Source organism: Sinomicrobium oceani (assembly GCF_900119185.1).
Lineage (GTDB): Bacteria > Bacteroidota > Bacteroidia > Flavobacteriales > Flavobacteriaceae > Sinomicrobium > Sinomicrobium oceani.
Genome location: NZ_FPJE01000003.1, coordinates 1 through 14,867, shown reverse-complemented (window position 1 = coordinate 14,867; position 14,867 = coordinate 1). Strand labels below are relative to the sequence as shown.

10 protein-coding genes and 1 pseudogene are annotated in these 14,867 nt (G+C 41.4%); 10 read left to right on the top strand and 1 reads right to left on the bottom strand.

Features of this window, described 5'->3' with window-relative positions; all coding sequences use genetic code 11:
• The first annotated feature begins 23 nt into the window (after window positions 1-23).
• The 7 genes from BT112_RS03130 to BT112_RS03100 are packed head-to-tail and all read left to right on the top strand — an operon-like array spanning window position 24 to window position 8,554.
• Window positions 24-1,490 carry a RagB/SusD family nutrient uptake outer membrane protein gene (locus BT112_RS03130; protein ID WP_072315924.1) on the top strand — a complete coding sequence of 489 codons (1,467 nt, stop codon included), beginning with the start codon at window positions 24-26 and terminating at the stop codon, window positions 1,488-1,490.
• A 52-nt stretch (window positions 1,491-1,542) separates the two neighbouring features.
• Window positions 1,543-3,222, top strand: a complete 1,680-nt coding sequence (locus BT112_RS03125; RefSeq protein WP_072315923.1) for an FAD-dependent oxidoreductase — start codon at window positions 1,543-1,545, stop codon at window positions 3,220-3,222.
• A gap of 8 nt (window positions 3,223-3,230) precedes the next feature.
• Window positions 3,231-4,676 carry a carbon starvation CstA family protein gene (locus BT112_RS03120; RefSeq protein ID WP_072315922.1) on the top strand — a complete coding sequence of 482 codons (1,446 nt, stop codon included), beginning with the start codon at window positions 3,231-3,233 and terminating at the stop codon, window positions 4,674-4,676.
• A complete protein-coding gene (locus BT112_RS03115; RefSeq protein ID WP_072315921.1) occupies window positions 4,669-5,406 on the top strand; it encodes an SGNH/GDSL hydrolase family protein in 738 nt (245 codons plus the stop codon). Before BT112_RS03120 ends, BT112_RS03115 begins: the two co-directional genes overlap by 8 nt.
• 16 nt (window positions 5,407-5,422) lie before the next feature.
• Complete coding sequence (locus tag BT112_RS03110) at window positions 5,423-6,262, top strand: sialate O-acetylesterase (protein ID WP_072315920.1); 840 nt, start codon at window positions 5,423-5,425, stop codon at window positions 6,260-6,262.
• A 46-nt stretch (window positions 6,263-6,308) separates the two neighbouring features.
• A complete protein-coding gene (locus BT112_RS03105; RefSeq protein ID WP_072315919.1) occupies window positions 6,309-8,006 on the top strand; it encodes a GMC oxidoreductase in 1,698 nt (565 codons plus the stop codon).
• 2 nt (window positions 8,007-8,008) lie between these two features.
• On the top strand, window positions 8,009-8,554 hold the full coding sequence (locus BT112_RS03100; RefSeq protein ID WP_072315918.1) for a gluconate 2-dehydrogenase subunit 3 family protein: 546 nt from the start codon (window positions 8,009-8,011) through the stop codon (window positions 8,552-8,554).
• A gap of 1,853 nt (window positions 8,555-10,407) precedes the next feature.
• Here BT112_RS03100 and BT112_RS22265 read toward each other — a convergent pair.
• Window positions 10,408-11,931: pseudogene (locus BT112_RS22265) on the bottom strand (IS1182 family transposase); the annotation flags it as partial.
• Window positions 11,932-12,135: 204 nt separating this feature from the next.
• On the opposite strand from BT112_RS22265, the gene BT112_RS03090 reads away from it, so the two are divergent.
• The 3 genes from BT112_RS03090 to BT112_RS21565 form a co-directional block, all read left to right on the top strand.
• Complete coding sequence (locus BT112_RS03090) at window positions 12,136-13,617, top strand: hypothetical protein (protein WP_072315917.1); 1,482 nt, start codon at window positions 12,136-12,138, stop codon at window positions 13,615-13,617.
• Window positions 13,618-13,783: 166 nt separating this feature from the next.
• Window positions 13,784-14,623: an ATP-binding protein gene (locus BT112_RS03085; RefSeq protein ID WP_072315916.1), complete on the top strand. Its 840-nt coding sequence runs from the start codon at window positions 13,784-13,786 to the stop codon at window positions 14,621-14,623.
• Window positions 14,624-14,747: 124 nt separating this feature from the next.
• Window positions 14,748-14,867, top strand: a 120-nt coding sequence (locus BT112_RS21565) for a helix-turn-helix domain-containing protein (RefSeq protein ID WP_217652327.1), incomplete at its 3' end; no start/stop codon positions are given.

Sequence of the window (14,867 nt, the reverse complement as noted above, 5' to 3'; positions counted from 1 at the left end):
TAACCGCCATAAACTTGTAAAAAATGAAAAGACTACAAATCATCATAGTTTTAATCCTGTCCCTGACACTGGTCAATTGCGGGGATGAGCTAACCGAAGACCCCAAACACTTTCTGGTCAAAGAAAATTTCTACAGAAACGAGTCCGATGCTTTTTCAGCGCTGACGGCTGTGTACAGCACCCTCGGGCAGGATGGCGGGTTTCCGACAATCTGGTATATGGCCATGCTGGAGAACAGGGCCGATTATTCCAACGGCAGGGGCAGTCAGTCTCCCATGAGTGTCTATGATCTTCCGCTCGACAACAGCAACCAAAGCAGGATGTTCGACGCCTATGCCGATATTTACAGGGGCATCAACCGCGCCAATGCCGTGCTTGACAATGTTCCCGGAATAGATATGGACGAATCGCTGAAGAAGCGGTATCTCGCCGAAGCCCGGTTTCTGAGAGCTTATTTTTACAGCAACCTGGTAAAGTATTGGGGCGGTGTTCCTCTACGGGATCATGAGTTTGTCGATCTTAAAGATATAGCCACACCCAGGGCTTCCGCTCAGGAAACATGGGACTTTATTATCACGGATCTGATGGATGCCTTACCGGACCTGGCCACTTCATTTTCGGATTCCGAAAGTGGCCGCGCCACCCAGTGGGCTGCAAAAATGCTAATGGCCGATGCCTATCTGAATACCAGAAAGTGGCAGGAAGCCAGCGACCTTGCCGATGAAGTCATTACCAGCGGAGCCTTTTCACTGATTGAAGTGGACGAAGCAGACGATTTCCTGCAGATATACGGTCCTGAGGTCAACACATATACAGAAGACATCTGGTCTATTCATCACAGCGGAACAAACGGACAGCGCATCCCTACTTATATAGGAGATCCCAATATGGGCTATTCCGTAGGAGGCTTCAGAGGATGGGTCCCCGTAATGAATTCTGTTTTTGAAAGATGGGACGAAAATGATTTGCGAAAAGAATTTAACCTCTTCTCTTACCGGATTATCGACGGAGATACGGTCTGGGTCAACCGGGAAACTCCCGTTCTGTTCCGGAAATTCAGGGATCCCGATGCCCCGAATACGGATAACAGCAGAAACAATGTCCCCGTTTTCAGACTGGCAGAAGCTTATCTTATCTATGCCGAAGCGGCCAGTGAACTAAAAGGTCAGCCGGATGATGTGGCACTGGAAAGGTTGAATATTGTTCGCAGAAGAGCATACGGGCTGGACCTGAACAGTCCTTCCGCCATAGATTATCCTTCGGGGATGACGGGTCAGGACTTTAAGGACAAGGTTTTGGATGAAAGAGCATTCGAGTTTGTTCTGGAAATGAAAAGATGGAATGACCTTCTAAGAACCGGTAAGGCACAACAAGCTATAGAGGCCACGGGAAAAGCATGGGACGACGTAAGCCTGCTCCTGCCTCTTCCGATAAATGAGATCAACAATAACCCCGCCCTGAGTCCGGATGACCAGAATCCGGGATATTAAGAACATACAACGCACGATCTCAGGCTTATTTTTTAACTTAAAACCATTTAAAATGAATCCGAAAAAGGCTATACCATCATTCCTGTTCCTCTTTTTCTGTATAGTATCGCAGGGACAAATCGATAAAAATGCTCCGGCAGTAGAAGCGGATGTAGTGATCTACGGCGGCACTTCGGCAGCTGTAATTGCTGCGGTCCAGGTGAAGAAAATGGGGAAATCGGTTGTTGTAGTGTCTCCCGACAAACATCTTGGCGGGCTTTCCTCCTCGGGCCTGGGCTATACCGATACCGGAAACAAAAGTGTAATAGGCGGCCTGGCCCGAACGTTTTATCAAAAGATCTATAATTACTACCAGGAACCTTCCACCTGGAAATGGCAGGACCAGGATTCCTATGGCAATATAGGACAGGGAACCCCTGCCATTGACGGGACCCAAAGAACCATGTGGATATTCGAACCACACATCGCAGAAAAGGTGTTCGAAGACTTCGTCTCCGAAAATCAAATCACCGTTTACCGGGACGAATACCTCAACAGGGAAACCGGGGTTAAAAAGACCGGCAACCGGATTAGTTCTATAACCACGGAGTCCGGCCTCTCCTTTAAAGCAAAGGTTTTTATCGATGCTACGTACGAGGGAGATCTCATGGCCTCTGCAGGGGTCTCGTATACCATAGGAAGAGAGTCCTGTGATACCTACAAAGAACAATGGAACGGTGTTCAGCCCGAAGTTTTTCACCATTCCCATCATTTCGGTAATCTAAGGATCAGTCCGTATAACACCCCGGGAGATCCGGAAAGCGGACTGCTCAAAGGGATCTCTACGGAAGCTCCGGGAGCAAAATGCGATGGAGATCACAGGATACAGGCCTACTGTTTCCGGGTATGTATGACCCGGGTCAAAGAGAACCGTATCCCTTTTGAGAAACCCGAGGGCTATGACCCGGAACAGTACGAATTACTGGTCCGGCTGTACGGCAAAGGCTGGGACGAAACCTTTAACAAATTCGACCCTATCCCAAACCTAAAAACAGATACCAATAATCACGGCCCTTTCAGCACGGATTACATCGGAATGAATTACGAATATCCCGAGGCTGATTATCAAAAGCGGAGAGAGATCGTCAAAGCACACGAAACATATCAGAAAGGACTGTTTTATTTTATGGCCAATGATCCGCGGATCCCGGAGAAAGTCCGGAATGCCTATAACCAGTGGGGACTTGCCAAAGACGAATTTGCCGACAACGGTCACTGGCCTTATCAGATCTATGTCAGGGAAGCGAGAAGAATGATCGGAAAATACGTAATGACCGAACACGAAATCCTCGGTGAGAAAACAGTACCGGACCCGGTAGGCATGGGATCGTACACCCTGGACTCCCACAATGTACAGAGGTATATCACCAGCGAAGGGTATGTGCAGAACGAAGGAGATATCGGTGTACATCCGGATAACCCGTACCGGATTTCACTCGGCTCCATTCTCCCTGAACAGAAAGAATGCGATAACCTTGTTGTCCCCGTAGCCGTGTCGAGTTCGCATATAGCTTTCGGATCGATACGGATGGAACCTGTTTTTATGATACTGGCACAAAGTGCCGCTACCGTAGCCGTTATGGCAATTGAACAACATAAATCCGTAGTCCAGGACCTGGAGTACGCCTCTCTGAGAAAGCAACTCGAGGCGGACGGACAGGTCCTGGAATCGGCATCATCTCAAAATCATTAAGCCCCGTTATGATCTCATTTATAGTATCCATAGGTATACTGATCGCCGGTTATTTTCTCTATGGGAATTTTATCGAAAGGGTTTTTAAAGCAGACCCTGATCGTTCCACTCCTGCCTACAGGTTGAGGGATCATGTCGATTTTGTTCCCCTGCCGGCCTGGAAAGCCTTTTTGATACAGTTTTTGAATATTGCCGGGCTGGGCCCTATTTTCGGAGCTATTTCCGGGGCCATGTTCGGCCCTTCCGCATTTTTATGGATTGTCCTGGGATGTATTTTCGGCGGAGCAGTACACGACTATTTTTCCGGAATGCTATCGGTCAGGCACAACGGATTAAGTATCAGTGAAGTTGTAGGGATTTACCTGGGGGATCACACCAAACAGGCCATCCGGTTGTTTACAGTAGTCCTCCTGGTCTTTGTAGGAACCGTTTTTCTGGTGGGACCCGCCAAAATTATAGACGAACTCACGGGAAATTTCGCAGATCAATGGATGTGGGTAACCATCATCCTCATCTACTATGTACTTTCTACCCTGCTCCCTATAGACCGGTTGATAGGAAAGCTCTATCCCATCTTCGGGCTGGCCATGCTGATTATGGCCCTGGGATTGTTGATCGCCTTATTGTCGGGACAGTATGCCATTCCGGAAGTCACTTTTTCCAACCTTCATAATATGACGGAAAACCCCGAAAAAACCCCGTTGTTTCCCATACTGTTTGTCACTATTGCATGCGGGGCCGTTTCCGGATTTCACGCCACCCAGTCCCCGATGATTTCCAGGTGTGTTGCCAACGAATCTCAGGGAAAACCGATCTTTTTCGGGGCCATGATCACCGAAGGTATCGTCGCTCTTATCTGGGCGGCCGCCGCCATGGTCTTTATGGATAACGTAGAAGGACTCAATACAGCCATGGCAGCAAATCATAACAATGCGGCATGGGCTGCCAATGAAATTGTCACTGCCATGCTCGGAAGTACAGGAGGAATCCTGGCCCTGATCGGAATTGTCGCAGCACCGATCACCTCCGGAGATACCGCTTTCCGGTCGGCACGCCTGGTTATAGCAGATACCTTTTCCCTGAAACAGGACAGCATCCGAAAACGGTTATACATAAGTAGTCCGCTGTTTATCATTGCGTTTTTGCTTACCTTAGTAGATTTTGGCATCATCTGGAGATATTTTGCCTGGAGCAACCAGTCCCTTGCCGTCGTCGTATTATGGACTATAACCGCGTACTTGTATTACGCCGGGAAATGCTATTGGATAAGCCTGGTGCCTGCCGTGTTTATGACCATGGTTTGTACGACGTATATCCTCATAGCCCCCGAAGGTTTTGAACTGGATCACAGCATTGCTTATGCAGGTGGTGCCATAACCACGTTGTGCATTACCATCGTGTTCCGGATGTATGTACGCAGAAAGAAAACCACATTCGACATCAATTATGTATAATCTTTTGAACGGAAAAAGACAGGTATTCCTCCTGGCCATTGTAAGTATCCTGTCCCATATCGGGGTTTCCGGACAACAGTGCTCCGTGATCAACGCCGGGGTACCCGGAAATACCACCGGGGATCTCCTGGCACGCCTGGATACCGATGTTCTGGAACAACATCCGGACCTGGTTCTCATGATGATAGGTACCAATGATATGCTCAATACGTCCAAGATGATCTCCTTCGAAGAATATGAAAATAACCTGAAAACCCTATCGGCAAAGATCAAAGAACAGAAAATAAGGTGTATCCTGATCAGCCCGCCGCCCGTAGACACGGTTTATCTATATCAAAGGCACGATCCGGGAGTATTCGATCAGGATCCCAACAGCAAACTGTACCGTATGACCTCGGTGCTAAACAAACTGAAAGACCGCTATGGTTTCGGGATGATAGATCTGTATCATGCTTTTACCCGAAAGCAAATACCCGTACATAACCGGGACAGCTTTATAAAGAATGAGTCGAACAGCGGTGAAAAAGACGGGGTCCATCCTACGGCCAAAGGCTATTATTTCATAGCAGAGCGGATCTACGAATATCTCAAAGAGAATAACCTTATACAAAACAACAGCAAGATCCTTTGTCTCGGTGATTCCATCACCTATGGGCTACACGTAGAGGGAGAAGGGACTTCCCGGGGAGAGACCTACCCTGCTTTTTTACAACAACTGATTGCTAATTAAGTGCAAAAACTATAAGATGATCCTAAAAACCAAAATCCTGTTTACATGTTTAATACTCACCGTTCTGGCGATGGGCTGTCATACGATGAACAGGAAGAATAACCAGCAGGAGGCCGCCGGTAAAAACAAAGAAAGACCGGTTGACCTCATCATCCTTGCCGGGCAATCCAATATGGTGGGTTCCGGGCAAAAAAAAGAGATCAATTACAAAGGAATAAGCAAACACATTACCTATTACAATTTCGGAAAAACGTCCAGGCTCACACCGGCTTCCGACAGTTCATTCGGACCGGAACTGGGTATCTGTGACGAGTTATCGGCCAATTTTCCGGACAGGGAATTCATAATCCTCAAATATGCCATCGGTGGCTCTTCCCTCTATGACTGGGGTGTGGATTATGATCCCGAAAAGGTTGCCGAAATGGGAAGCCCTAAATTTGGAAAACTCTATGATTCTTTAGTAGAGTACACCCATCAAATCAACAGCTCGAAAAGAGTCAGACCTATAGCCATGGTCTGGATGCAGGGCGAAACGGACGCGAGATTCCCTGTGGCCGGAAAAGATTATTATACCAGTTTCCGAAAGCTCATCGACAAGATCCGTAAGGATACGGATCAACAGGACTTACCGGTCATATACGGCAGGATTAACCCGGTAACCGAACGATACCCGGGAGCCGAACTGGTACGGAAGGCTCAGGAAAAAACAGAAAAAGACGTAGCATACACGTATATGGTTCCTACGGAAGGGCTCGACAAAAAACAGGATGAACTGCACTATTCCTCCGAAGGACTGATTGAACTGGGACATCGGTTCGGAAAAGTTCTGGCAGACCTGATAAAGAAAAAAGACTGAACATATTATAATACCATACAAACACAAAGATTAACCACCAACAGCAATGTACATCAATAAAAAAGGTAAAGAGAAGAACACTTACGACGCCATCGTCATAGGCTCCGGTATCAGCGGGGGCTGGGCAGCCAAGGAATTATGCGAAAAGGGATTGAAGACCCTGGTTCTCGAACGCGGCAGAATGGTAGAACACATCAAAGATTATCCGACCGCCCACATGCATTTATGGGAATTTCCGCATCGAAACAGGCTACCTCTGAAAGTGATCGAAGAAAACCCGATAGCAAGCCGGTGCTATGCATTCTCGGAAGATACCGAACACTTTTTTGTCAAAGACCAGGAACATCCTTATGAACAGTCCAAACCTTTCGACTGGATACGCGGATACCAGGTGGGTGGAAAATCCCTGTTATGGGCACGCCACACCCAGCGCTGGAGCGACCTGGACTTCGAAGCCAACGCCAAAGAAGGGATAGGTACGGACTGGCCTATACGATACAGGGATATAGCTCCCTGGTACAGCTATGTCGAAAAATTTGCCGGGATCAGTGGCAACAGGGATGGCCTGCCTCAAATCCCGGACGGGGAATTTCTGCCCCCGATGGAAATGAACTGTATGGAAACGTACATGAAAGAAGCGCTGTCTGCCAATTATAAGGACAGGCACCTGGTAGTTTCGCGAACCGCAAACCTCACCACACGCCACAATGAAAGAGGTCCCTGCCAATACCGTAACCTGTGCAGGAGAGGTTGCCCTTTCGGCGGTTATTTCAGTAGTAATTCCTCTACCCTGCCGGCAGCAGAGAAAACCGGGAACCTCACCATAAGACCTCACACCGTGGTAGATTCCATAATTTACGATAAGGAAAAAAGGAAAGCAACCGGGGTAAGAGTCATAGATGCCAACACCGGAGAAGCTACCGAATACTTTGCCAACGTAATATTTGTAAATGCTTCTACACTAAACTCTACACTTATCCTCATGAATTCGAAGTCCGACCGTTTCCCCGACGGAATGGGTAATGAAAGCGGGGAATTAGGGCACAACCTCATGGACCATAATTATAATGCCCGGGTAGTGGGGGAATTCGACGGACTTAAAGACAAGTATTACGCAGGCAGAAGGCCCACCAGTACATATATGCCACGATTCAGGAATTTTAACGAAGATAAACAAGCCGGGTTTAAACGGGGATATGCCTATTCCTGCGGGGGCTTTCGTCCTTCCGCGGGCAGCGGACAAGAGTCGTTGATAGGAATCGAATTGAAAAAAGACATGACCACCGTGGGTCCATGGATGTTTTCCCTGCTCGGAATGGGAGAATGCCTCCCCTATCATGAAAATCATGTTACCCTGCACCCCGACAAAAAGGATGCCTGGGGAATTCCACAGCTCGTGGTGGATGCCGAATACAAGGAAAATGAAAAAGCCATGGAAAAAGATATGGTCCGGACCGCTATGGAAATGCTGGAAAAGGCCAACTTTAAGAACATCCGGGACCTGAAGGAGAAAAGAAATTTCGGCCTCAACATTCACGAAATGGGGACTGCCCGGATGGGAAGGGACAGCAAAACTTCCGTACTGAACAAAAACAACCAGGTCTGGGGGGCTGAGAACGTATTTGTTACCGATGGGGCCTGTATGACCTCCAGCGGATGCCAGAACCCGTCTTTGACATACATGGCCCTGACCGCCCGTGCAGCGGATTTTGCCGTAAAAGAACTAAACAAAAGAAACCTATAAAGATGCTACGAAAGACTTTTTTACAACGCCTGGCAATGATCGGCGGAGCTATAGTACTTATCCCTTCGGGCCTGCTGAATTCGTGTACCTACAAACCAGAACCCCTGAAGAACATCGAAGATATTGACCCTGCGCTTCTCGATGAAATAGGAGAAACCATTATTCCGGCTACCCCCGGTGTACCGGGGGCTAAAGCCACCGGGATCGGAGCATATATGATAACCATGCTCAAAGATTGTTTCCGGGAAGAACAGCAAAAACTATGTATTGAAGGGCTCAACAACCTGAACCGGAAATGCGCGGCCCAATACCACACCCCTTTCATAGAACTAAATCCGGATCAAAAAAACGAACTATTACGGGGATTGCAGGAAGAAGCCCTGAACTCCGGGGAGAAGCACTATTTTGATATTCTCAAAGGCCTTACCCTCAATGGCTATTTCAGCTCCGAAATCGGAATGACAGAAGCCAGGGCCTACGAACCGATCCCCGGACGGTATATCTCCTGTATGCCCCTTAAAAAAGGGCAAAAACCCTGGGCGGTTTAGGGTGGAAAAACTAAAACATGCTGTTCCTGAATATTCTAAAAACTAATCTTTATAAGAATTAACCTGATCCCATTTGGGCTTTTATTTATATTTGAATTAACACCGTTATACAAAATCTAAAATATGGGCCAGATTGTTATTGGGTTTATCCGGTTAATTAAGATGATAAACATTATATTTTATAACCCGGTGTGCATTATAGTTTGAAAGGCGTCATCCTGAGCGTATTCGAAGGATCTTTACTGACAGAAGGAGATGTTGCGACTACGCTCAACATGACGTAAACAACGATTTTCATTCATCATGCACAACGGGTTAAGAGCGTTTGTAATTACCTATAAAAAACAGCTTAAGTCCCTACAGGTGTAATACATTTTTTAGAGTTAATATATCCTCACTCACTTTTCTTTTAATAACTCGTGCATACATTTTCAGGGAAGACTACAGTATTGACGTATGGTTGTAGAATTTTATTTTTTCTACTCCTTATTTTCAATAAACGGATTTTAAAAAAGGCTGAAAAAATATGATTTCAATTATCAATGGATATATTTAATTGTAAGTTTAATAGTTGACTATCTGATTTTATTAATCATGAATACGAATATTTTAAATACTAAAACTAAAAAAAGCATCAGAAATCCATAGATTAATGATGCTTTTTTATGAGTCGGGGTGACAGGCTTAAATTGAACCTGTCTTATTCCCTATTATTACTGCTATTCTATGATTTTCATTTATTTATGCACACCTATTTGCACACTAAAACCAAACAAAGAACTTTGGAGATATCATTTGAACTCCTTTAATGTCATAAAGATATGAAAATTATTAAGACTAACTAAGTTAACGGTTTTACACAAAACATTGATTTACAAATATATACACTTTATTTAAAACATTTCAATTTTGAATAATTCATCTTCGTTAAAATCTTCCGTTTCAATTATATTTTCAACATTAACCTCTACAGGTTCTTTATCGTCATCCTCCTTTTCTTCTTCAATTTGTTGAAATTTGTCTTCAAAATAAGAATCAAATTCTGCTGTTGAAATACTATATATTGATAAGTCATTATCGACAATTAAAGAGTTTTTAAAGTAATCCAATGAGCTTTCATCTTCGTGAAACTCAATCTCCTTTAAAATTGAATTTTTAATTTTTTTACCTATTAAATTTTTATTTTCTGTTAAGTAGTGGTCAAAAACATCTGAATCTGCTTCTCTCAACAAGGTTAGGTTTTTTACACTATCATACCAGCTGATATTATCAACGATTTGTTCTATTATTGAAATATATTCAATATCTAGTTGCTCTTTAAAGTCAATATAAAACTCTATGTAATTTCTCTCATCTAAAAAATATAAATTATTCAGTTCTATTTTTTTGAATTCGTTAATTATTAGGTTACATAATCTTGTATTCTTTGACTTTTTAAAATAGAATTTAAGGCTGTGTATTTTATGAATCGGACTAATACCTGCTTTTTGCTCTTTTTGTTTATAGTTTATTTTTAATGGGTTTGAAAAAGTTTTAAAGTCAGAAAGAATTTTAGTATCGATAAGTTTAATAATGTCTGAATCTTCAATAAAATTTTCTGAAAGGTATCTTATAGTATAAATAAACTGGTCGAAGAAATGACTGGCATTTATTAATAATAAAATGATTTCTTTGTCATTTTTTACTATTGAAAGAAGAAAGTCTTTTATTGAAGGATTTAAAAAATCAACATAGTGATTTTTCTTATCGGTTACATTAATTTTTATAAAGCTATTTTCAAGTTCCTTTAAATAGTTCTTAAAATCAAAAGAGCTAAATCCAATCTCTTTATCTTTCATACTGACATTATAGAATTTTTTCAAGGCAATTTTAAAATCACCCTGTATACTTGCTACCCCACTCCCGATAGCTATCGGGATGGTGTGTTTTTCTATAAACTTCAGGTATTTTTTAAGGTTGTAAGCAATGGCAGAGAGCTGCATACATTTGTTTGCCTGTTTAATGCCTAGGGTATTCACTTTTCTAAGTCCCATAAACTGTGTTAATGTTCCTAACACCGGTTCTACCGTACTTTGCCGCTTGGCTTTCATGTAACGACCCTGCGGACTGTTCACTCTTGCTATATTGCGTTCGTATTCTTTGCGATAAGCAGTAATGTTTATGCGTTTCTCATAACTTTTACCAATACATTGTTGTTTTATCGGGCAGCCTTTACAATCACTCCGTTTGGTAAAGTACTGATCTTTTAGAGTCCCTTTCTCTAACTTTTGTTTGCGGAAGGTTACTTTCTTGCCCTGAGGGCATAACCAATAGTTGCCTGCTTCGATATATGTAAATCCTGCTGGCCCTCCTTTGTAAGTACCATGGGGAGGGATAAAACTTTTTAAACTTCTATCTTCTAAAAAAGCATAGTTCTCGCCACTGCTATATCCCGTATCGGCAACGCAGTTCTCCCATAGCAATCCTGAGTGCCACAACCGTCGTTGTACCCTTTTCACTATGTCTGGCAGTTGTTGGTTGTCTTTACCATCGGCATGATAGGCTTTAATATCGGTTATCACATGATTGGAGGTATCTACTGTTAATTGAGATAGGTAATTGAGTTTCCTGGCCTTGCCCGGTTTTACACTAATACGAGCATCGGGATCGGTAGGACTGTAATGGGTTTTGTTGCTGGTATATCTCGAGCCTTTATTGCCTGCTCCGGGACGCCCATCTTGTTCCTTTGCCCACTTGATATTCCTGCTGGTGATATCCTGTAACTCCTTTTTACTGGCCGATAAGGTTTGTTGTTTTTTCCCGGCTTTGTTTTCTTTTGCTTGGCGTAATGGTTTGTCTTTGTCGCGCTTGCTCATATGACGAACCTTACGAAGGTGGGATTCTAAATCCTCCTCGGGTACTTTGAGCTCCAGACTATCCATGGAGGCATTGGCCTTTACCGGGGCACTATCAATAGCCTGGGTATGCCCGCTGACCATCCCGGCCGATACACATAGTTCAAACACCTTGGTAAAGACTTCTTCAAATACGGCTTCAGGGAACAACTGACGTGTACGACTAATGGTAGAATGCCAGGGGAGTTCTTCATCGATATCATAACCCAAAAAGAACAGGATATCCAATCGCATGCTGCAATGCGTTATGAGCTGACGGTCGCTGGTGATGTTTTCTAAATAACCAACCAGACAAAGTTTAAAGAACACCACCGGATCGATACTCTTTTGTCCGCTACTACCGTAATATTGTTTGGTAAGTGGGTATAAGTAATCTAAATCCAACACCTCTTTTAAACGGCGGTAGAAATTGTCTTTGGGTACACGATCACTTAACTGAAACTGATTGAATAGCTTTTCCTGATATTGTTTTTTGCCTTGCATAACTACAAGGTAAGCATCTAATGAGAGGAAAATATCAACTCTATGTCAATTTTTTGCTAACTTGTGCAACAGGCACAATGTATAACCGCAATTACGGCGGATTCGACTGCGTCCGATTACGGAACATTGCAAACCAACCGACAATACGTCCAACCAAACCATAACTGACGGTTATACGAGACCGTTGTGCGTCATAAAAACTGAATGATAGAAATTAAAGAATTAGAAAGCAAAATACTGAACGATACTGATAAGATTTTATTCTATGAATCAGTAAAATGTCTTGAATCTAAAACATACAGAGCTGGATATATACTTGCTTGGATATCAATTGTAGAATCACTTAAAAGAAAAATCACTGACCTCGCAAACACTGGAGATAAACAAACTCAAGAATCTCTCAAAAAGATTGAAAATCTTGAAAAAAATGAAAAGTCAGCAGATATTCAAATTATCACTGAAGCCTTAAACGTAAGTCTAATTGAAATTGATGACCACAAAAAATTACAATTCTTTTGGGGACAACGTTGCTTATTTGCTCATCCTTACGAAAAAGCACCATCAGAAGACGAACTAATATTTATTATAAGGCAATCAGTTGATATCACACTTAGCAGAAAGCTAGAATTCAAGAAGAACTATATTGATGAATTGGTTAATAATTTAATTAATAAATCTCACTTCTTGCCTAATGACAATAATGCTATTGAATCTTATGCAAAAAAAATACTACCAAGAATTTCAAAAAATTTACATTCATATTTTTTCAAAGTGCTTATTGCCAAAATTGGAGAATTAAAAGATGAAGAAACCAAAAAAGTATTTTTAAAACGATTAAGGTTTTTTACTGTTCATTTATTAAAGCATACAAACCAAAAACTGTCAGACAATAAATGGAGAATGGAAGACTTAGCTCTTAATCATACATTCGAATTTGTTTTAGGCACTTGTGACTCTAGAGTTTGGAAAAAATTACCTACTAGAGTTCGTAGTTTAATTTTAGAGTACGTTATTCAAGACCAAACTACAAGAGAACAATTTATCGCCTTAAGAATTCTAAGTAGAATTTATAAGAAAAACCTTTTTACTAAGAAAAACGAAGCAAAATTTGAAAGTTTAATATCTGAAATAAACATTCTCGAATCTAGCGAATTTTATAAAAATGAGTCTGTCCTCGCAAATCGAATAATAGAGGAATTCGATTCAGGTGATTTTTATAGACAACAAGATGCAATCAGAGTATTAAAAAGTGATTTTGGACAGGAATTTCAAGAATCACTTAACCCTATAAAATGTATAGACATCGGTAGAAGAATCACTAAAGCAGCTGAATATGGATGTTTTGAAGCAAAAGATGTAATGCTAAACATTAACTTTAGATTTAATCAGAAGCTAAAAACAGGATTTTATGTTGGTCTATTCGTTGATAAAAATATGGAATTTAGACTTTCAGATTCTATGTATTCTAAACTACTTACAAGTTTGAATGAATCTGAGCCAGAAGTTTTAGAAAGCATAAAAAAATTCATTCACATTAATAAAAAAGTTGAAGATACGCACCCAATAAGAATGAATGGATATAGATTAAATAGTTTTGAAGAATTAATTAATAATGTTGAAAAGCTAAATACTTTAGATACAAAAACTATTGACTTTCTTAAGTACATATTAAATGAATATAAATAATTTACGTCGCACAACAATGGCTATAAGTAATTGCTTGTGATGGTTAACATGAAGAATTATTCTTACTTTTAATCTTTACCACAAGCGGATAAATCACGAACCTAAAAACGCAACCACTCATAGCCTAATACGTTGGCAACAAGCTAAACAAACAAACAAACAGCTTATGAAAAAACATACAGCAAAAATAACATCAAAGAGTATTGAACAAAGTGGATTGCCATCTGATTTCAAAAAAGCGATTGCTGAATATATTTGGAATGGATTTGATGCAAATGCTTCAGTTGTAGAATTGGACTTTGATGCTAATGCTGTTGGCTACATTAATTCTTTTTCTATTTCCGATAATGGCTTTGGAATAAACCTTGGAAGAATAGATGAAACATTTGGCCAGTTTATGGATTCTCACAAAACAAAAACTTTTGACCAAAATAAATTTGTTAAAGGAAAAGCTGGAAAGGGACGTTTTTCATTTACAACCTTTTGTAACAAAGCAGTTTGGGAAACAACTTTTGAAAGTAAAGAATCAGACTTTTTAAAATACAATATCACAATCGAAAAAGGAAAATTACAAGATTTTCAAACTTCTGATAAAATAGTTTCAATTAATAAAAAGACTGGTACTAAAGTACATTTTGAATCATTCCATTCATTAAGTGGAGACTTACTGGAAAGTGAAGAGTTTATAAACTTTTTAGCGAGTGAATTTGGATGGTTTTTGTTTTTAAACAAAGAAAGCGATTATAAAATCAAGATTAATGGTCAGGAAATTGACTATTGGAGCATCATTGGAGATTTTAGAGAATTTAAAGAAACTATAAATGGTCAAACATTTCATATTAGCTATATAAGATGGAATAAGAATATCGGAGATAAGTATTATTACTATTTCTTAAATCACGAACAAAAAGAGGTGGAAAGGAAACATACTTCATTTAATAACAAAGCAATTGACTTTCATCATTCCGTATATATTCTGCAAAAAACGGATATAGTATACCACTAAAAACGGGTGAAAGTGAGCATAGCACAGCGGGTGAAAGTGAACCACCTAAAACGGATGAAAGTGAACCACTAAAAATCGATTCTATTTGAAGTGTGCGCAATAGTCTTTTTTTGTTAAAAAGATTATGGCCAACAAACAAATAGAAATGCGAAAAGTAAAAAAGATATTCAAGTTATACAGTGCCGGGGTCAGTAAGCGCCGGATCAGTTCCCAGTTGGGGATCTCCCGTAATACCGTAAGCAAG